Raw genomic sequence first — 20664 nt, 5'->3', positions numbered from 1 at the left:
TGGGGGCCAGTTCAATTTTTCAGACGACCTTTTTGCTTTTTTATTTCGACCAGCCTCCGCCCAATGCCTTATACAGCGACACCAGCATCTGCGCCCTTGCCAGCTGCGCCGAAATCAGGTTTTCCTGCATTTGGCCTTCGGCGATATGGGCTTTGAGGGCGACATCCAGCGTCTTGTAGCCGTTGCGGAACATTTTCTCCGTATCGGCAGCATGGCGTGCCGCCTGATTATGGGCGGTTTGCAGCAGTTCGGTTTGACGGCTTAGCGATTCCACGCCTTGATATGCGCTGTCGACTTCGCCCAGCGCGGTCAGGAGCCGTTTGTCGTATTCCAGCAATGCCGTCTGAAGGCGCGCGTCGGCGGCTTTGATATTGGCTTTGATGCGGCCGTTGGTGAACAGCGGCGTCTGTATGCCCACCGACAGCAAACTTGCCCAGCCGGTCAGCGAACGGTCGCCGTTCACACCGATGCGTCCGCCCTGCCCCATAAAGCTGATGGTGAAACGCGGCAGCAAATCGGCTTTGGCACTGGCGAATTTGGCGGCATAGGCATTGACTTGCGCCGCCTGCGCGCGCAGGTCGGGGCGGCGTTCCAGCAAACCTTGCGGCGTCTGCCCGCCCGGCGCGGAGGGTTGGCGCGCCAACACATCGACAGACGATTCGGGCAGCGTAAACGTTTGCGGCACGTTGCCGGTCAAAACGGCGATACTGCGCACATAAGCGGCGTATTCCGCCCCTATCGTGGCGCGTTTGGCTTCCGCTGCGGTCAGTTGCACTTTCGCCTCGTTCACTTCATAGCCGCTGACATGTCCCGCCTTAAAACGCCCTTCGATGTAGCGCACCATCCGCCGCAAGGTGGCAACGGTTTGGTTGGCGGTTTTCAGACGACCTTGAGCCGCACGCGCTTTGAAATAATTGTCGGCAATATCGCCCGCCACCAGCATTTGCGCGCCGTACGCCAGCTCTTGTTGTCCGAGTGCAGCATAACGTGCGGCATCGGCATCGCTGCGTTTCTTGCCGAAAATATCCGGCTCCCACGAAGCGGTCAGTCCGCCGTATAGGCTGGTGCCTTGAGAATCGATGGTATCGCCGTTTAAAGACGAGGCCTGCGGATAACGCGAGAGCAACGCTCTGGCATTGCTGTTGAGCGGATTATCCATTTTGCTGTCATTCGCCCCCGCCTTGCCGCTCAGGCCGACGGTCGGCCCCAAATCGGCACGCGCCGCCCCAGCCACGGCACGGGCTTCGTTCAGACGGCTGACGGCGATTTTCACATCATGCCCCTGCGCCAAACCCTGCGCGATTAATCCGCTTAACACCGGATCGTTCCACTGCTGCCACCACGCCCCGATGTCCGCATCACCCTTTGCCGCCGCATCCTGCGTAAACGTCTGGGGTAATTGAACCTGACTGTTTAACGGAACTTCAGTATTTTTGCAGGCAGCAAGCGCCAAGGCTGCGGCAATACACAATAAATGGATTTGATTGAATTTCATCGTATTTTCCTTTTTGAAAAGGTTTTAGCGTTCCGTTTTGGCGAAATTTGCTTCGCTCGTTTTCAGAGTGCGCAGCCTCTTGACGGGGCAACCTTTCAGACGACCTTTCAGAAGATTTTTTGCGAAACCTAGAAACCTGAATGTAAGCCTGCGGCTTACTGCCCTCTCCCTAACCCTCTCCCACGGGGAGAGGGGGCAAAATTGGCTGAAATCCCAAAGTGGCTGAGGTTCGGTATCCTCAACTCCCCCTCCCGCGGGGAGAGGGGACAAAATTGGCTGGAAATCTAAAACACGGTTGGGTTTCAGCATCCTCAATCCCCTCTCCCCGTGGGAGAGGGTTAGGGAGAAGGCAACGAACCGTCAGGTTTACTTTTTAGCGATCCTCAGCGGGAAGACCCCATCAACCCTGCCTCTCCAGCATCCCTTGAAACCGCAACAATGCCAGCCATAAGAATCCTACGCCGATACAGCCCATAATCAGCATATGTCCCCACACGATTTCAATCCCTGCGCCGCGGAACAGGATGTCTTGCGAGAATTTGACGAACTGCGTCAGCGGCCAATATTCGCTGATCAGTTGCGCCGCGTGCGGCATGTTGCTGCGCGGGGATGCGCCGCCGGCAAACAGGTTCATCACGATATACACCGGCAGCATCAGCATACCGAACTGTCCCATCGTCGATGCGAACGTGGCAATCATGATGCCCAGCGACGCCACCGAAAACAGGAACAATGCCAGCCCTACCGCATAAAGCGGCACCGAGCCGATGAGCGGCACGCCTATGCTCAAATGCACAATAAACCACAGCGACGACAATGCCGCCACCCAAATCACGGCGGCATTTGCCAGCACTTTGCCCATCATCAGTTCGAACGCATTGACCGGCATCACCAGCAAATGCTCGATTGTGCCGCGTTCGCGTTCGCGGATAACTGCCGCCCCCGTCAATAAAATCAGCAACATACACGACATCGAGCCGATTTGCGAAGTCGGCATGAACCACGCGCTTTCGCCGTTGGGATTGTAATAAGTATTGATGACGGGGCTGATTAACTCCGGCCGCGTCACGCCGGTGAATTCGTAAATTTCGCGGTTGATAATTTGCGAAAGATAAGACGCGCCCACCCCCGCCTGCGTCATCGACGTCGCATCAACCAAAAGCTGCAAATCAGGATTATGCCCCGCCGCCATGTCGCGCTGGAAATTGGGCGGCACTTCCAAAATAAAGGTGAACTCGCCCTTATCCATCAATTCGTCCGAATCCTCGCGCCGCACGTCCTCTACCGGTTTGAAAAACGGATGTTGCACGGCATCGCGGATACGCATGGACAAAACCGAACGGTCTTGGTCGATGATGCCGACGGTGGCGTTTTTCAAATCCGATCCGACCTGTGACATCTGATAAATCGTGGCGGTAAAGATATACCCAATCAGCACCATCAGCACCGGATCAGTCAGCACGCTGCGGAACTCTTTGAGCATCAGGGTCAGAATGTTTTTCAGGGTACTCATGGGGATTCCTGTTTAAACGCTATGGATGAAGGTCGTCTGAAAACCTTATCTGTTCTTCAGACGACCTTTGTACAGTACATCGCCTACTATCTGGTTCTTTATGGGAATCACCAAACTTACCGCAACAGTACCGCCATACTGCAAAAATTTTCACAGGCAACATTTTCCGAAACGCAATTTTTTGTTTAAGCCCGCAACGTAAGTCAACTGCTTAATCACCAAGATATTCGTATAATCTTCAAGCGCACGGATACTGTGTGTCTCGCCGGGTTCGATCCGGACGATTTGCAGGCCTTCGGTATGTAAAGTTTCAGACGACGTCGAGATTTGCGCACTACCGTTCAATACAATCAACAAAATAATCGCTTCGGCTTCATAGGGCGGAATTTCATTGTCTTTCTGCAAAGAAAGCTGGACGATTTCCTGATCAGTATCACTGCTGATCACCCCGCCCAACAAGGCTTTGGGATCTAAGGTATATTGTTTCATCATCGCTCCTTTTCTATTTTTACATTTTCAAAAATTAAGAACATACATACGGCCGTTTTCACAGTATATATTCTTGAAAACCAATATTTAGGGCAGCATATCGGTATAAAGTTCTACTCAAACAGCCCCTTTGATAAATTACTCGGACAGGCACAGACATAATCATTTCCGAAACAGGGAGACCTACATTTTCATCCGCGCTGTGAATTACGGATTTAATTTAAAAGGCCGCCCGAATAATCGGGCGGCCTTCAATTTGTTCATCAGAATGCGATATAAGTGGCAGGATTGACCGGTTTGCCGTTTTGACGGACTTCGAAGTGAAGTTGAGTACGGTTGGCATCGGTATTACCCATTTGTGCAATGGTTTGTCCGCGTTTGACATTTTGTCCTTCATTGACGAGCAGACGTTGGTTGTGTCCGTATGCGCTCAAGAATGAGGAGTTGTGTTGGATGATGACAAGGTTGCCATAACCGCGCAAACCCGAGCCTGCATAAACCACTTTACCGTCTGCGGCAGCTACGACGGGCTGACCCGCATTACCGCCGATGTCCACGCCTTTATTGCTGCCGCCAAAGTTGGCAAGGACGTTACCGTTGGTCGGACGCTGCCATGTAATGCCGCTGACTGTACGGGTTGCGCCGGTAGCAACTGTCGGCGTATTGAGAGGTGCAGGAGCAGGCTTGGCAACGGGTGCAGGTGCAGAATATGACGGTTTGGCTGCCGCAGTCGAAGCAGGGGCAGTATAACCGGCCGGTTTGACGCGCAGATTTTGTCCGATGCTGATGTTGTTGTCAGTCAAACCATTCCATTCACGCAGATTGTCTTGGCTAATATGGTAGCGTTTGGAAATATTGTAGACGGTATCGCCACGGACAACAGTATGCGTCGCCGCATTGATGTCAACCGGCGCATAGGACGGAATATAGGCACCGCCGGAAACAGGTGGCGTATAGCTGCTGTTGGCAGCCGGAGCAGAAGGAGGAGTATAAGGGGCATCGTTAGCTGCCGGCGCATTTGTGCCGTAAGGGGTCGCACCATAAGGATTGGAAGAAGTACCGGAACCGGCATTACCGACGACGACGGGGGCGGGTTGCTGGCTGGTACATGCGCCCAATGTCAGGGCGAAAGCGGCATAAAATGCGGTTTTTTTCAACATAATCGATGACCTTTATATCGGGGTTATTGTCTTGATTGGTGCATATCATAATAAAAATAAGCCCGCCCCTCAAGTATCGGGGCGGTTAGGGACTGTTAAAATCGGCTTGCCGCGCCTGTTTCAGAACAAAAAGATCGTCTGAAAACACTCGGCAAAAAAAACAGAAATCTGTGTGCTTATCCCTCTTTACCGTCCTGCCAAAATCCGCTGACTGCATCCATATGGCGGTAGGAAGTCAAATCGATTTGCAGCGGTGTAACCGTGATAAAGCCTGCCTCACACTCTCCAAAATCCGTACCTTGCTCCCGGTCGGAAATATCGCCGACGGGACCTATCCAATAAATAGACTCACCGCGGGGATTCTTCATCGGGATAACGCTTTGCTCATGATGCCGCCGCCCCAACCGCGTTGTTTTGATACCTTGTACCGCATCCGGCGGTACGGCGGGAATATTGATGTTCCAAAGGACAGGCGTTTTAGGAGGATTTTTCAACAACCGCTCCAATATCATCCAAGCGGCCTGTTCTGCCGTCTGCCAATAACGCCCCCGCGTATCGTTCAAAGACAACGCAACGGCAGGAATGCCCATCAGGAAGGCTTCGGTCGCTGCGGCAACCGTTCCCGAATAAAGCGTATCGTCTCCCATGTTCGCACCATTATTGATGCCTGAAAGGACCAAATCGGGTTTAAAATCCGAAAGTACATGGCAACCCACATGAATACAGTCGGTGGGCGTACCGTCAACATAATAAAACCCGTTTGCCGCCTGCTTCATTTGCAAAGGGCGGTCGAGCGTCAAAGAATTGCTGACGCCGCTTCGGTCGCGTTCTGGGGCAACGATGCGGACATTGGCAAACTCCGCCGCTACCCTCGCCAAAATGGCTATGCCCTGCGAAGAGTACCCGTCGTCATTGGAAATCAAGATATTCATTGTTATAGCTCTCTGAAAAGGGATGCTATTGTATCGCCCCCATACTGCGGCCGTCTATCCGAAACACTCATGAAAAAGGTCGTCTGAAACTAAATTTAGTTTCAGACGACCTTTTGTTTTTTCGCATTACAGATTTTTCAAGCGCGCAATGCGGTTATCCAAAGAAGGGTGCGTACTCAGCAGGGAATCTTTGGCATCGCTGGCAATACCCATCGCATTCATCTGCTCGGGCAAATCACTCGTGCTGCCTTTCAAACGTTGCAGCGCGGCAATCATTTTATGCGCACCAACCAACTTGGCGGCACCCGCATCCGCACGGTATTCGCGCTGACGGCTGAACCACATGACGACGATGCTTGCCAAAAAGCCGAACACAATCTGCAACACCATGCTCACCATAAAATATGTGCCTTGCGAAGTGCTGCCGTCGTTATTGCGGGCAATCATGCCGGAAACGACGCGTGCCAAGAAAACCACAAACGTATTGACGACACCCTGTATCAGTGTCAACGTAACCATATCACCGTTGCCGACGTGCGCCATCTCGTGCGCCAAAACCGCTTCGACCTCGTCCCGGGTCATATGATCGAGAAGGCCGGTACTGACGGCGACTAAGGAGCTGTTGCGTGTCGCGCCGGTTGCAAAAGCATTCGGCTCAGGAGAATGATAAATCGCTACCTCAGGAGTTTTGAGACTCCATTGACGGGCCTGCGCTTCAACAGTTGCCAAAAGCCATGCTTCTTCTTCGCTGCGCGGTTGAACGATAACTTCCGCACCCACCGAGTTTTTAGCGATGGTTTTGGACATGAGCAAAGAAATAATCGAACCGGTAAAGCCGACGACGGCAGAATACACCAGCAGGCTGCCGACTTGGTCCGTACTGTTGATACCGAGGACTGCCAAAACAATCCGGATGACGACTAAAACCGCGATATTGGTTACGAGAAACAGAAAGACACGTTTCACCAGTGTTCCTTTAAATTTGTTTGTTATGTAAAAAATGAATTCTTCAAATACCTTGCAAAAGGCAATGTATTTTCTCAAAAAGCCGCACTGACCGAAACACCTTATTGGGAAAAGGTATGCAAATCCACATACACTTTTGGTTACCCACTCGCAATATTATGCTGTCAAACGTCATCCAGCGTTCAGTTGCACTGCCCCACTGCCGCCGGATAAACCGATACCTGCGTCTGCGTCAGGGCAAACAGGTTTTCAAGCTGCGTTTGCGCCTGACGGTTGGCGTGATCCAAAATCTGGGCTTTACACGCGCTGGCGAGGACTTGTTTTTTAGCTTCGTCCTGCACGGTTTTGAACACCGCCTTATCCACCGGCAAAAGGTTGAACGAGCCGGTTTGGATGTCGTACACCTCGATATTTTCCAAATCGACGCTGAGGATTTCTACGGGCGGCAGGCTGATGAGGACTTTTCCGTCCACGATATTGACGTTGTCGGCGTGAAGCTTGTCCAAATCCAAGCCCGCCAACACCTTGCCGCGCACGATAAACAGACCGCTTTGCGAGTCCTGCCACAATCTGCGCCAGTCGCCTTTTTTCTCGGTTCGGATGATGGTGTCGATGTAAAAAGCCGTGCTTTCCAAGCGGTTCATCTGCTTAATCTGCATCAAAACGCCTTCGCGCGAAATCGCTTCATGGGCATTGTCGTTGCGGTGCTGGGCATAAAACCAGCCGCCCGCCGCTGCGAGTGTGCAAAAAATAGATATTAAAATCAATCGGTAAACCATTTTCATTAGGTTAGACCCTTTTCGGTTGCGTTAAACTTAACGCCCATATTCTTTCAAATGTTCAGATTTCAAGCAAAGGTCGTCTGAAAACGCCATTTTTGTTTTTCAGACGACCTCCTATCAAAACATTACCAAAAAGTAATAAAAATCCGCCATCAAACACAGTTTGCCTTTTGGTAAAGACAAGACTACAATCGCCTACATCCTTTCAGCCACGCAACACATCATGAACACCACCGACCTGCGCCGCCGCAACCTGCGGCAATGGATAGCGGACAAATACGGCGGCCAGCAAACCCGTTTTGCCGAAGCCATCGCCATCAACCAAGGCGAATTGTCCGCCCTTCTGAAAAACAAATCCTTCGGCGAGAAAAAAGCCCGCAAAATCGAACAGGCGGCGCAAATGCCCGCCATGTGGCTGGATCAAGAACACGCCACAGCCCAACCCGACCATCAAGAAAGACGCACCATGCCCCACATTTCCTCCATCCCCGAAATCCTCGCCGACATCAAAGCCGGCAAAATGGTCATCATCACCGACGCGGAAGACCGCGAAAACGAAGGCGATTTGCTGATGGCGGCGCAGTTCGTTACCCCCGAAGCCATCAACTTCATGATCAAACACGCGCGCGGACTGGTTTGCCTGCCGATGGAAGGCAGCATGGTCGAGCGGCTCGGCCTGCCCATGATGACCCAGAAAAACGGCGCGCAATACGGCACCAACTTCACCGTTTCCATCGAAGCGGCGCAAGGCATTACCACCGGCATTTCCGCCGCCGACCGCGCCCTGACCATCCAAACCGCTGTTTCTCCGACCGCCAAACCCGAAGACATCGTCCAACCCGGTCATATTTTCCCCTTGCGTGCGCAAAAAGGCGGCGTCCTAGTACGCGCCGGACACACCGAAGCCGGCGTCGACTTGGCACAAATGAACGGACTCATCCCCGCCGCCGTCATCTGCGAAATCATCAACGACGACGGCACCATGGCGCGTATGCCCGAACTGATGAAGTTCGCCGAAGAACACAACCTCAAAATCGGCACGATTACCGACCTTATCGAATACCGCAGCCGCACCGAAAGCCTGCTCGAAGACATGGGCAACGCCCCCGTACAAACCCCGTGGGGCGAATTCCAGCAACACGTTTACGTCGACAAACTCTCCGGCGAAACCCACCTCGCCCTCGTCAAAGGCAAACCCGCCGCCGACACCGAAACCCTCGTCCGCGTACACGAACCCTTCAGCGTCATGGACTTCATCCAAGCCAACCCGCGCCATTCCTGGTCGCTGCCCAAAGCCCTTGAGCGCATCCAGCAAGCCGAAAGCGGCGTCGTCATCCTCCTGCACCGCACCGAAGACGGCGCCACCCTGCTCGACCGCACCCTGCCCAAAGGCGCCAACCAAGCCTACAAATGGGACAGCAAAAGCTACGGCATCGGCGCACAAATCCTCGCCGGCCTCAACGTCGGCAAACTGCGCGTGTTAGGCCAGCCTTCCGCCTTCACCGGCCTGACCGGCTTCGGCTTGGAAGTCGTCGGCTTTGAAGAAGCAGAAAACAAATAAACCGCCCGTCTTATCAAAAGGTCGTCTGAAATCCCGATTCCGGTTTTCAGACGACCTTTTGCTATAATACCCGCCAGTTTGAAAACGGAAGAAACCCATGTCCCGAATCGCCGCCCTGCCCGACCACCTCGTCAACCAAATCGCCGCCGGCGAAGTGGTCGAACGCCCCGCCAACGCCCTCAAAGAAATCGTCGAAAACAGCATAGACGCAGGCGCGACGGCAATTGAAGTCGAGCTGGCGGGCGGCGGCATCCGCCTCATCCGCGTCAGCGACAACGGCCTCGGCATCCACCCAGACGACATCGAACTCGCGCTCCACCGCCACGCCACCAGCAAAATCAAAACCTTAAACGATTTGGAACACGTCGCCAGCATGGGTTTTCGCGGCGAAGGCTTGGCAAGCATCGCCTCCGTCAGCCGTCTGACCCTGACCAGCCGCCAAGACGGCAGCGCGCACGCGACCCAAGTCAAAGCCGAAGACGGCAAACTCAGCAGCCCCACCGCTGCCACCCACCCCGTCGGCACCACCATCGAAGCCGCCGAACTCTTCTTCAACACCCCCGCGCGGCGCAAGTTCCTCAAATCCGAAAATACCGAATACGCCCACTGCGCCACCATGCTCGAACGCCTCGCACTGGCGCATCCGCACATCGCCTTCTCGCTCAAACGCGACGGCAAACAAGTGTTCAAACTCCCCGCCCAAAGCCTGCACGAACGCATAGCCGCCATCGTCGGCGAAGACTTTCAGGCGGCATCCTTAGAAATCGACAGCGGCAACGGCGCGCTGCGGCTCTACGGTGCCATCGCCAAACCCACCTTCGCAAAGGGTAAAACCGACAAACAATACTGCTTCGTCAACCACCGCTTCGTACGCGACAAAGTCATGCTCCACGCCGTCAAACAGGCATACCGCGACGTATTGCACAACGCCCTCACCCCCGCCTTCGTCCTCTTCCTCGACCTGCCGCCCGAAGCCGTGGACGTCAACGTCCACCCCACCAAAACCGAAATCCGCTTCCGCGACAGCCAGCAGGTACACCAACTCGTGTTCCACACCCTCAACAAAGCCCTCGCCGATACCCGCGCCGACTTGACCGAAAGCGTCGGCAACGCAGGCGAAGTGTTGCACGAAATCACAGGCATCCGTCCCGCGGTAACGTCGTCTGAAAACGAGCATAGCGGGTTTCACCCAAACCCGACCGCGTCGTCTGAAAACATTTTCGCCACCGCACCAAGCACACATACTTCCGAACCGCGCAACGCCTTCAGTTCCGGCAAAACCGCCCCCATGCCCTATCAGGCAGCACGCGCGCCGCAACAACGCAGCCTGTCCCTGCGCGAAAGCCGCGCCGCCCTCAACACCTACGCCGAACTCTTCAAAAACCCCGCAGCCGATGAAGCCGATATCGAGTTGGCACAATTCGAACAAGCCCGCTTCGGCAGCACGTCCGCCACGTCGTCTGAAAACCCCGCACGCAGCTTTTCAGACGACCCCAAACCCGAACTGCCGCCGCTCGGCTTCGCCATCGCCCAATTATTAGGCATCTACATCCTCGCCCAAGCCGAAGACAGCCTGCTGCTCATCGACATGCACGCCGCCGCCGAGCGCGTCAACTACGAAAAAATGAAACGCCAGCGGCAGGAAAACGGCAACCTGCAAAGCCAACGCCTGCTCATCCCCGTTACCTTCGCCGCGTCCCACGAAGAATGCGCCGCCCTCGCCGACCACGCCGAAGCACTGGCAGGCTTCGGGCTGGAACTGTCCGACATGGGCAGCAACACCCTCGCCGTCCGCGCCGTCCCCGCCATGCTCGGCAAAGCCGACGTCGTCTCGCTCGCCAAAGACGTATTGGGCGAACTCGCCCAAGTCGGCAGCAGCCAAACCATCGAAGAACACGAAAACCACATCCTCGCCACCATGTCCTGCCACGGCTCCGTCCGCGCCGGCCGCCAGCTCACCCTGCCCGAAATGAACGCCCTCCTGCGCGACATGGAAAACACCCCGCGCAGCAACCAATGCAACCACGGCCGCCCGACCTGGGTAAAACTGACGCTGAAAGAACTGGACGCACTGTTTTTACGCGGACAATAAAGTTAATAAAAAGCAAAGGTCGTCTGAAAACGGATTTAGGTTTTCAGACGACCTTTGTAGATTGAGTTTTAAATTCAATACTAATACTATTTCGTTTTTTCGATTAAAATCCCAACTTACTAATTAACCAAAGATTTAAAGCTAAAAATGAATAAATTACTACAAAATGCTATTAACTCAATTGAAATTGGCATAGAAGATTATGAATTAAGCAAACAAAATGATCGTAGAATTATTTCTTGTGTTAGAAATATTTTTGCAGGAATTTTACTACTGTTTAAATATAAGTTAGCTGAATTAAGCCCAGCTAATTCTGATGAGGTATTAATTAAACAAAATATTTTATGGGTTATAGAAGACGATAATATTATTGCTAAAGGCAAAGGTGAAAAAACTGTTGATGTCCAATCTATTAAAGATAGATTTAAATCATTAAACATTAATGTTACATGGAAGGATTTAGACGATATAAATACCTATCGCAATAAAATTGAACATTATTATAGTGAATTCCCTATCGATACCGTAAAAGAAATGATTGCGAAAGCCTTTCCTATTATTAATGATTTTATTAGAAATAATTTATATAAAAATCCTGAAGATTTATTTAATAATACAACATGGAATACATTATTATCACTCAATAATGTATATGAACAAGAAAGATCTATATGTCTAGATAATTTAAATAAACTAGATTTTTATCATGATGAGATTTTTGAAACCCTCTCAAATCACAAGTGCTCTAAATGCGGTTATGGTTTAATCACTGTAGAAGATGGAGTAAACAGTATGTATGCTGATCAGCATACATATAGATGTAAATCGTGTAATAAAACTTGGAATTATGCAGAATTAGTTAGCGAATGCTTAGATGAAAAGTATAAAAAAGAATGGTGGGAATGTAGAGAGGGTGGAGAAGAGCCTGTTGTAATATGCCCTTCTTGCGGAGGAACATATGATTATATTGCAAATATTTGCTATTCTTGCACTAAAGAAGGGCTTGATAGTGTCTGTAAAATTTGTTGTGGCAATATACCTGCTTCAGAGCTAATGTTTTCTCCACTATGCGGATATTGTGCTTATAAGCGTAATAAGCAACAGGAAGAATAAATTAATTTGCAGCAAGCATTAGCGTGGGCTTTGCCCACGAAAACCACACCAAACCTATCTTTAAAAAACTCAAAGAAACCCTTATCCATCGTCATTCCCGCGCAGGTGGGAATCCGGGCCTTGGCATTTCGGAATGATTTAAAAGCTGCCATAACTTTAAACTTCCGGATTCCTGCCTGCGCGGGAATGACGACGATAGGTTAGTCATCTAGGTGCAAGAGTGAAGACAATATCCACACTTAACATTTAAACTTCCTCCCAAACAATCTCCAACCGGATAGCCCCATACAATACCAAAGGTCGTCTGAAACTTCTTCAGACGACCTTTCCTTAATTCTCAAACCCGACCAATCAAATACTCCACCAATGCCGGCACGCCTTCCGCCGCGCGTTTCGGAATCACTTCGACATCCGCGCCCACGCCTTGCGGGTTCGGATCGACCAGATAGCGTTCCGCATCGAGCGGCGCGTAATGAATCAGCGAAGCCGCCGGATAAACCTGCATCGACGTGCCGACGATCATGACCACATTGGCATCGTGTATTTCCTCAACCGCCGCGTCAAACATCGGCACTTGTTCGCCGAAAAACACGATATGCGGGCGCATCGGATTGCCTTGGCTGTCGCGCACATCCTCGGTCTGCTCGCCGGTAAATTCGATGATTTCGTCTTCATCGACGGTGCTGCGCAGTTTGTTCAGCTCGCCGTGCAGGTGCAATACTTTGCTGCTGCCCGCCTTCTCGTGCAGTGCGTCCACATTCTGCGTAATGATGTGCACATCGTAATATTGCGCCAGCTTGACCAACGCCAGATGCGCGGCGTTCGGCTCGGCGGCGTTTGCCTGAAGCCTGCGCTGGTTGTAAAAATCAATCACGAGCTTGGGATTGCGCGCCAAAGCTTCGGGCGTGCAGACATCCGTAACCCTATGCCCTTCCCACAAACCGCCCGCATCGCGAAAAGTCAGCAACCCGCTGTCGGCGCTGATTCCCGCGCCGGTCAGGACAACGCATTTTTTCATTGTTCGGACTCCTTATGCCGTCTGAAACCAATATTGCCAAACGGCTCAATCGTCCGGATGGAACCGCGCGGCTGCACGCTCTTTGGCGGCGGTTTCCTTGTCTTTCAATTTCGTTCCCAGACCAAGGCGTTTTTCATATTCCGATTGCGGCGTATCGTCATCCTGCATACCGAATGCGCTGGCGTTGACCCAAAGCGCGAGAAGCGAAACGACAAAGGCGCAAAAACCTATGATGTACCAAAACATTTGTTTTCCTGTATTTTTGATGTGCAACAATGAAGGGCGCGATAATCGGGAATGAAACGGCAGATTAGAAAGGAGTAAATTCAAATAAGAAATACCTGCCGCGGCAATCACGGTACAAATATTTTCTATTTGAATCCACTGTCAAACAGTCAAACTGCCTACCCGCCGCCTTTCATATAGCGGTTTGTAAAGATATGAAATGTATCACAAAGCCGATGTGATATAAATTCTCCCACCTGATTCTTTCATTCGTTTACCTATTATCGGTTTAAAAGCCAAAAGGTCGTCTGAAAAGTTTTCATAACTTTTCAGACGACCTTTATCTATCCTTAAAAAACAAAACCCTTATTGGTCCACAAACGCGCGCTCAATCAGGTAGTCGCCGCGTACGCCGGTTTTCGGGGAGACGGTCAGACCGAAATCATCCAGAACTTTGCAGGTGTCTTTCAGCATGGCAGGGCTGCCGCACAGCATGGCGCGGTCGTCTTGCGGGTTGATTTTGGGCAGGCCGATGTCTTCAAACAGTTTGCCGCTTACCATCAGGTCGGTCAGGCGGCCGTGGTGTTCGTAGTCTTCGCGGGAAACGATCGGGTAGTAAATCAGTTTTTCTTTAACCAAGTCGCCGAGGTATTCGTGTTCGGGCAATTCTTTGGTGAAGCGGTCGTAATACGCCAAATCTTTTTTGTAACGCACGCCGTGCACGAGGATGATTTTTTCAAATTGCTCGTAAATTTCGGGGTCTTTGGTGATGCTCAAGAAAGGGGCGATGCCGGTACCGGTGCTCAGCAGGTAAAGGTGTTTGCCGGGGTTCAGGTCGCCGGCAACCAAAGTTCCGGTCGGTTTTTTGCTGATCAACACGTCGTCGCCGACTTTGAGGTGTTGCAGGCGGCTGGTCAGAGGACCGTCTTGGACTTTAATGCTGAAAAATTCGAGGTGTTCTTCCCAGTTGGCGGAGGCGACGCTGTATGCGCGCATCAGCGGCTTGCCATCCACCATCAATCCGACCATGACGAATTGGCCGTTTTCGAAGCGCAACGATTCGTCGCGGGTGCAGGTAAAGGTGAAATACGCATCCGTCCAGTGGTGTACGGACAATACTTTTTGGGTATTGAATGCTGCCATTTGAGTTTCCTGTCGGTAAATCCGTCTGATCGCGCGGGTCGGGCGGATGATGGTTTAAAAGGGTTTTCAGACGACCTCTCTCGCCTGTGAATAGATAATGCCGAATTAGAGCAAACGCGCAATTTTAAACGAAAATATTTATCATCACAATGCTTGCTGTCTGGCAGAGGTCGTCTGAAACTTTTCAGACGACCTCTCGGTCAACGCATTACTTGTCTAACGTTTCGCGGATGATTTCTTTGACGGCGGCTGCATTGTTCGGCACGACTCGGACGCGTTGCGGCAATTTTTCCAAACCTTCCAGCGCGGCGGGGCGCGGAATGGCGACATCGCCGACGGCTTCGTGTATGGTCGCATCGAATTTCGCTGCCAACGCGGTTTCCAAACAAACAACCGTTTCCCCTTCTTCGCGCACTTCGCGGGCGACTTTTACGCCGTCGGCAGTGTGCGGGTCGATGAGTTCTTTATCTTGCTCGTAAACCTGTTTGATGGTGGCGAGGCGGTCGGCGTGGGTAGATTTGCCTGAAGTAAAGCCATATTTGCCGCCGACTTTTTCCAAGGCAAACTGCAAATCAAAGCCCTTGCCCGCCGCGACTTCCGCCCACAGCGTATTGATTTCCTGAGGATCGCGATCCATCAGGTCGAACACGAAACGCTCGAAGTTGGACGCTTTGGAAATGTCCATAGACGGGCTGGAGGTAACATAAGTATGCTCGCTGTTGCGCGGGCGGTATGCGCCGGTTTTGAAAAACTCGTCCAACACATCGTTTTCATTGGTCGCAACAATCAGGCGGCGGATAGGCAGGCCCATCTGTTTGGCAATGTGTCCCGCGCAAACGTTGCCGAAGTTGCCGCTCGGCACGCAGAAGCTGACCTGCTCGTCATTGCTTTGCGTCGCCTTGAAATAGCCCGCAAAATAATAAACCACTTGCGCGACGATGCGTCCCCAGTTGATCGAATTGACCGTACCGATATGGTATTTTTCCTTGAACGCGGCATCGTTCTGCACCGCCTTCACAATGTCCTGACAATCGTCAAACATCCCCTTCACGGCGATATTGTGGATATTCTCGTCTTGCAGACTGTACATCTGCGCACGTTGGAACGCGCTCATTTTGCCCTCGGGCGAGAGCATAAATACGTTCACGCCCTTTTTACCGCGCAACGCATATTCCGCAGCCGAACCCGTATCGCCGCTGGTCGCGCCCAAGATATTGAGTTCCCTGCCCTTTTTGTTCAACACATATTCAAACGCGTTGCCCAAAAACTGCATCGCCATATCCTTAAACGCCAGCGTCGGGCCGTTGGACAGGGCTTGGATTTTGATACCGTCCGACAAAGTACGCACAGGCGTGATTTCCTTAGAGCCGAACGCCGATTCCGTATAAGTACGGTTCAGAATATCGCGCAAATCGTCCGCCGGAATATCCGTTACAAACAGGCTCATCACCTCAAACGCCAGCTCCGGATAGCTCAAACCGCGCCACTTGTCCAAAGTCTCGCGGCTGACCTGCGGATAACGCTCTGGTAGCATCAAACCGCCGTCGGGCGCCAGTCCCATCAACAAAACCTCGCTAAACGGTTTATGCGCCGTCTCGCCGCGTGTACTGATATATTTCATGATTTCTTCTCTATAAAAACAAAAATATTGCCGATCAAAATAAGAAATCCGCCCTCGGAAATCCATCGTCCATCATCCGAACCATCCCGCAAGCCGCCCTATCCCGACCTTAATCCACTATAAACTTTCAGACGACCCCGATACACAGAGGTCGTCTGAAAAACATTATCTATACAAACGCTTGAAACAAGCATTGACGGTTTTCACCGTTACCGACGCAATCGCCCGATCGCGTGAAGAAGGATTCAAAACATCCATCAACTCTTGCGCGGACACCTGATTCGGCGCCTCCTCGCTCGCACAGCCGCAGATTTTATCTTCCCACTCGCGCTGTTTTTCCGCGCTCATCGTCAGCGCGATCAAACGCCACTCATTGCGCTTGTTCAATTCCGAACGGCATTGATGATCGACCGCCATTTTCACCACGCTGCCACCGATACCCGTACCGCCGCCCAAACCGCCGAACGCTGAGTCAGAATCATAAGCGCAACCGCCCAACAACGCCGCCACAGAAGCAACGGCAACCATCTTTTTCATATTCATAGCCATCCCTTGCCGCAAGGTCGTCCGAAACGCCCCGCAAAGTCTTTAAACAAACGCGTATTATACCGTAAGCGGTGTGAGATGGGGGATTGGGGAGGATACGATATAATTGAGGAAATTTTGGACAAACTGTTTGGAATGAGAAGGGTTTAAGAATGGCAGAAAAACGCAAACCGCATATTAAATTGAAAGCACATCATAAATATGAAATAAATAAATTCGTACAACCTCAAAAAAAACGATATAAAAAAAATTTGACCAATATAATAGAAACCATAATTAAAGCAATTACATTATTAGCAACAATCGGATTGATTTTTGGTGCATTTACCTCATACAACTACCTAACATATATTCAGCAACTAAGTATTTACCCCGAATTAACACCCACTATCACAAATTTAACTACGACATTCGTCACATTTATAATAGTTTTTCTTCTTTTTCTCACTCCATTTTTACTACCTTATCTCTTCATACCTATAGCATATGAAATAAAAAACAAGGAGGGATCTATCAAAAATGTATCAACCTCCATAATGACACCATATTTGCTCTTTGGAATAATCATACTTTCTACAAAGATCATTGATACAGAATATATTACCAAATTATTAAAGTTCACATTTTTACTGTGTGCAACACTACCTTCCGTTATTTATATTATTAAAACCTATCCGTTTAATGTTAAAAATATTAACCAACATATAATATTTCTATACATCTTAATCTTTATACTTATTCCTTCTTTAATGCTAACATATTCACTACTTGTATTTATTCCAATTGCTTCAAGTTGGATAAATGAGATCAATAAACAATACTTATTTTTATTTATTATAACATTGCTTTTAACAATTAACGCATTACCCGCGTTGTATTATATAAAATCTTTAAACAACCAAAAACCAAATAATATATATATGATATGTATATTACCTATGATCTTCACTATAATAGCATTATTCTCTATATCATATTTTATAGATAGCCTTTCAATTCGCATGCTTTATCCTGTTCGCTTTGTAGAAATGCCTAAAGACTCATCATGGTACTTATTACACAATGATTTTCAAAAAAATAACGGGGTTCAGGAAACCAACGGTATCGATAAAAATGACTTAAAAAAAATTAAACAAATTTTCAACTGCTCTTCCCTTTTAAATAAACAGGAAATGGAGAACATAGAACCACAAAAGAGAATACGTTGCTCAACTACCCCCGAACAACGCAACAACGCCCTATACGGCTACATGGCTTGGAACTTAGGAGACACTAAGGTCTTCTGCCCACCGACTGCTGAAAACAACAAAGGAAAAGAGGAAGCTGCAAAATTAGCTGAGGAATGTATCGTCATCAGCGGGAAATCACTACAAATTTTGAATGAAAATTATATTGATATTACGCCCAAAGAGCGTTAATCCCCCTTTCAGACGACCTGCTATAATCCACGTCGTCTGAAAACCCTCTTTCACGGAAACCGCCATGTCCGACCTCTTCACCCGCCAACCCGATGCGCCGCTTGCCGAACGCCTGCGCCCGCATACGCTTGATGATGTTATCGGGCAGCAGCATTTAATCGGCGAAGGCAAGCCGCTGCGCGTGGCGGTGGAAGGCGGGAAGCCGCATTCTATGTTGCTGTGGGGGCCGCCGGGCGTGGGCAAGACGACGTTGGCGCGGATTTTGGCGCAGAGTTTCAACGCCCAGTTTCTGCCTGTTTCCGCTGTGTTTTCCGGCGTGAAAGACATACGCGAGGCAATCGACAAGGCCGAAATCGCTTTGCAACAGGGACGTGCGACGATTTTGTTTGTCGATGAGGTCCACCGCTTCAACAAGGCGCAGCAGGACGCGTTTTTGCCCCATGTCGAAAGCGGTTTGCTGACCTTTATCGGCGCGACGACGGAAAACCCGTCGTTTGAAGTCAATCCCGCGCTATTGAGCCGCGCGCAGGTGTATGTTTTGCAGTCCTTGTCTTCAGACGACCTCAAAAAGCTGATTGCCAAAGTGTTGGCCTTGCCCGAATACCGGGATTTCACAATTGAAGCCGATGCGCAGGATCTGCTCGTCAATACCGCCGACGGCGATGCGCGCAGATTGTTGAATCTGTTGGAACAACTTTTACGCGCTGCCGACACACGCCGTCTGAAAACCCTGACCGCCGAATTTCTCGCCGACAGTCTCGGGGCGCAAATCCGCCGTTTCGACAAAGGCGGCGAGAGTTTCTACAACCAAATCTCCGCCCTGCACAAATCCGTGCGCGGTTCGCATCCGAACGCCGCGCTGTATTGGTTCTGCCGTATGCTCGACGGCGGCACCGACCCGCGCTACCTCGCCCGCCGCATCGTGCGCATGGCGTGGGAGGACATCGGGCTTGCCGACCCGCGCGCCTTCCAAATCGCCAACGATGCCGCCGCCACCTTCGAACGCTTAGGCTCGCCCGAAGGCGAACTCGCGCTGGCACAAGCCGTGCTGTACCTTGCCGCCGCCGCCAAATCCAACGCGGGCTACAAGGCATACAACCAAATGCGCCGTTTCGTCAAAGAAAATGCCAGCGACGAAGTACCCGTCCACCTGCGCAACGCCCCGACCAAGTTGATGAAGGAATTGGGCTACGGACGCGAATACCGCTACGCCCACGACGAACCGAACGCCTACGCCGCCGGCGAAAGCTATATGCCCGACGGCTTGGACGAACCCGATTTCTACCAACCCGTCCCGCGCGGGCTGGAAATCAAAATCGGCGAAAAGCTGGAATGGTTGAAATCGCTGGATGAAGAAGCGTTGGATAAGCAGAAGTAAATGGTGTCTCGCATTTCAGACGACCTGTTTCACAACGACGGTCAAATGCTTGTATCGTCAGGCTAATTTGGCTACAATCCGATTTTCTTTTTTCTTGCTGAATAATCGAACACAGAAAAAATCGCGGCTGCTGAACCCGATTTCCGAAACGAAGTTAGAAAGCAGATAATGGACAATTTAGACCACAGTCGCAGCCGTGCATGGCGGCGGCATCAAGCAAAACGACCCAGCCATCGCGTACACGGCAAAAACCCTTCCGTGAGCAAGCCCGAGAAAAAGTGGGATTTGATGTATTTCCGCAGGAATAAAGTCAAACGCGCGCAAAAACTGGGCTTTGTTTACCCCTTCAGGCAGCATGAATTTGAAGCCGAATGGTTTGATTAACTTAAAAACACATTTCGACTCAATCGAGATGATTTTCACAAGGCGGATATTTTTCCGCCTTTTTAATTTCTATGAACGCACTTTTTATTTGCAGCCGCAACCAATGGCGCAGCCCCACCGCTGAAGCGGTATTCCGACGCTATCCGAACGTACAGACCCGTTCCGCAGGCACAAGCCCTAACGCACGGCACACCGTTTCCATCAACGACATCGCATGGGCGGATAAGGTTTTTGTGATGGAACAAAAACATAAAAACCGCCTGTCGGCGCAGTTTCCCCGCGCTTTGCAGCATAAGGAAATCATTGTTTTGGACATTCCTGACGATTACCGCTATATGGACGAAGAATTGATCGAGATATTGAAGGAAAGCGTCGAGCCGTATTTGTCTGACAGCTAGTCTATATAGTGGATTAACTTTAAATCAGGACAAGGAGACGAAGCCGCAGACAGTACATATAGTACGGAACCGATTCACTTGGTGCCTCAGCACCTTAGAGAATCGTTCTCTTTGAGCTAAGGCGAGGCAACGCCGTACTGGTTTAAAGTTAATCCACTATAATGTTTTGAATAAACGAAGGTAAAGAGCATGGATAAGGTTTCAGACGACCCAAAACGTCGTCTGAAAATCCAATCATCGAAAAGAAAAACCGGATTCCCATCAAAGGAATCCGGTTTGTTTTATTCCAAACTTAGAAATCCATTCTCACGCCTACGCGGACGGAGCGTCCCGGCAGCGGGGCGATGTATTTAAATAAAAAAGAAACGTTTTCAGACGACCTCTTTTTTATACAACCCGAGACCTTTGCAAAATTCCCCAAAATCCCCTA

The 20664-nt window shown here is 50.7% G+C and carries 19 protein-coding genes; 7 read left to right on the top strand and 12 right to left on the bottom strand.

Annotated elements, in window-relative coordinates:
• Nucleotides 1–40: 40 nt before the first annotated feature.
• The 7 genes from HMPREF2954_RS02520 to HMPREF2954_RS02485 all read right to left on the bottom strand — a co-directional run bounded on the left by HMPREF2954_RS02520 (nt 41) and on the right by HMPREF2954_RS02485 (nt 7340).
• Complete coding sequence (locus tag HMPREF2954_RS02520) at nt 41–1495, bottom strand: efflux transporter outer membrane subunit (protein ID WP_045072246.1); 1455 nt, start codon at nt 1493–1495, stop codon at nt 41–43.
• Nucleotides 1496–1895: 400 nt separating this feature from the next.
• Nucleotides 1896–3008, bottom strand: coding sequence for an ABC transporter permease (locus HMPREF2954_RS02510; RefSeq protein ID WP_045072247.1), 1113 nt, complete (start codon nt 3006–3008; stop codon nt 1896–1898).
• A gap of 150 nt (nt 3009–3158) precedes the next feature.
• Entirely contained in the window at nt 3159–3497 is a 339-nt protein-coding gene (locus tag HMPREF2954_RS02505) for a cupin domain-containing protein (protein ID WP_039405562.1), read from the bottom strand.
• 263 nt (nt 3498–3760) lie between these two features.
• The gene (locus HMPREF2954_RS02500; RefSeq protein WP_045072249.1) at nt 3761–4657 is read right to left on the bottom strand and encodes a peptidoglycan DD-metalloendopeptidase family protein; all 897 of its coding nucleotides are present in this window, start codon (nt 4655–4657) and stop codon (nt 3761–3763) included.
• A gap of 176 nt (nt 4658–4833) precedes the next feature.
• Complete coding sequence (gene surE, locus HMPREF2954_RS02495; RefSeq protein ID WP_039405567.1) at nt 4834–5589, bottom strand: 5'/3'-nucleotidase SurE; 756 nt, start codon at nt 5587–5589, stop codon at nt 4834–4836.
• Between the two features lie 126 nt (nt 5590–5715).
• Entirely contained in the window at nt 5716–6555 is an 840-nt protein-coding gene (htpX, locus tag HMPREF2954_RS02490; RefSeq protein WP_045072250.1) for a protease HtpX, read from the bottom strand.
• 182 nt (nt 6556–6737) lie between these two features.
• Entirely contained in the window at nt 6738–7340 is a 603-nt protein-coding gene (locus HMPREF2954_RS02485) for a DUF4230 domain-containing protein (RefSeq protein WP_045072251.1), read from the bottom strand.
• 220 nt (nt 7341–7560) lie between these two features.
• Here HMPREF2954_RS02485 and ribBA point away from each other — a divergent pair, with 220 nt between their 5' ends.
• From ribBA to HMPREF2954_RS02470, 3 genes are all read left to right on the top strand, one after another.
• Nucleotides 7561–8898: a bifunctional 3,4-dihydroxy-2-butanone-4-phosphate synthase/GTP cyclohydrolase II gene (gene ribBA, locus HMPREF2954_RS02480; RefSeq protein WP_070688980.1), complete on the top strand. Its 1338-nt coding sequence runs from the start codon at nt 7561–7563 to the stop codon at nt 8896–8898.
• 97 nt (nt 8899–8995) lie between these two features.
• Nucleotides 8996–10990: a DNA mismatch repair endonuclease MutL gene (gene mutL, locus HMPREF2954_RS02475; protein WP_070688979.1), complete on the top strand. Its 1995-nt coding sequence runs from the start codon at nt 8996–8998 to the stop codon at nt 10988–10990.
• Nucleotides 10991–11137: 147 nt separating this feature from the next.
• Nucleotides 11138–12103 (top strand): hypothetical protein, encoded by a 966-nt coding sequence (locus HMPREF2954_RS02470; RefSeq protein ID WP_045072254.1) that lies wholly within the window; start codon nt 11138–11140, stop codon nt 12101–12103.
• A gap of 337 nt (nt 12104–12440) precedes the next feature.
• Here the strand turns inward: HMPREF2954_RS02470 and HMPREF2954_RS02465 are convergent, their stop codons facing one another.
• The 5 genes from HMPREF2954_RS02465 to HMPREF2954_RS02445 form a co-directional block, all read right to left on the bottom strand.
• A complete protein-coding gene (locus HMPREF2954_RS02465; RefSeq protein ID WP_045072256.1) occupies nt 12441–13121 on the bottom strand; it encodes an SIR2 family NAD-dependent protein deacylase in 681 nt (226 codons plus the stop codon).
• 45 nt (nt 13122–13166) lie between these two features.
• Nucleotides 13167–13367, bottom strand: a complete 201-nt coding sequence (locus tag HMPREF2954_RS02460) for a hypothetical protein (RefSeq protein WP_003742720.1) — start codon at nt 13365–13367, stop codon at nt 13167–13169.
• Between the two features lie 345 nt (nt 13368–13712).
• Nucleotides 13713–14489 carry a ferredoxin--NADP reductase gene (locus HMPREF2954_RS02455; protein ID WP_003756710.1) on the bottom strand — a complete coding sequence of 259 codons (777 nt, stop codon included), beginning with the start codon at nt 14487–14489 and terminating at the stop codon, nt 13713–13715.
• Between the two features lie 208 nt (nt 14490–14697).
• Nucleotides 14698–16110: a threonine synthase gene (gene thrC, locus HMPREF2954_RS02450; protein ID WP_045072260.1), complete on the bottom strand. Its 1413-nt coding sequence runs from the start codon at nt 16108–16110 to the stop codon at nt 14698–14700.
• Nucleotides 16111–16275: 165 nt separating this feature from the next.
• Nucleotides 16276–16647, bottom strand: coding sequence for a hypothetical protein (locus HMPREF2954_RS02445; protein WP_045072267.1), 372 nt, complete (start codon nt 16645–16647; stop codon nt 16276–16278).
• Between the two features lie 161 nt (nt 16648–16808).
• Between HMPREF2954_RS02445 and HMPREF2954_RS02440 the strand changes: the two genes are divergently transcribed.
• The 4 genes from HMPREF2954_RS02440 (at nt 16809) to HMPREF2954_RS02425 (ending at nt 20234) form a co-directional block, all read left to right on the top strand.
• On the top strand, nt 16809–18074 hold the full coding sequence (locus HMPREF2954_RS02440; RefSeq protein ID WP_045072261.1) for a hypothetical protein: 1266 nt from the start codon (nt 16809–16811) through the stop codon (nt 18072–18074).
• Nucleotides 18075–18138: 64 nt separating this feature from the next.
• Nucleotides 18139–19452: a replication-associated recombination protein A gene (locus HMPREF2954_RS02435; RefSeq protein ID WP_045072262.1), complete on the top strand. Its 1314-nt coding sequence runs from the start codon at nt 18139–18141 to the stop codon at nt 19450–19452.
• A 168-nt stretch (nt 19453–19620) separates the two neighbouring features.
• Nucleotides 19621–19836, top strand: a complete 216-nt coding sequence (locus HMPREF2954_RS02430; RefSeq protein WP_045072263.1) for a hypothetical protein — start codon at nt 19621–19623, stop codon at nt 19834–19836.
• Between the two features lie 71 nt (nt 19837–19907).
• Nucleotides 19908–20234, top strand: a complete 327-nt coding sequence (locus tag HMPREF2954_RS02425) for a low molecular weight protein tyrosine phosphatase family protein (RefSeq protein ID WP_045072264.1) — start codon at nt 19908–19910, stop codon at nt 20232–20234.
• The last annotated feature ends 430 nt before the right edge of the window (nt 20235–20664 follow it).

It is taken from the genome of Neisseria sp. HMSC067H09 (assembly GCF_001814135.1).
GTDB lineage: Bacteria > Pseudomonadota > Gammaproteobacteria > Burkholderiales > Neisseriaceae > Neisseria.
The sequence above is the reverse complement of the archived record's forward strand: the minus strand, read 5'-3'. Positions and strand labels throughout refer to the sequence as shown.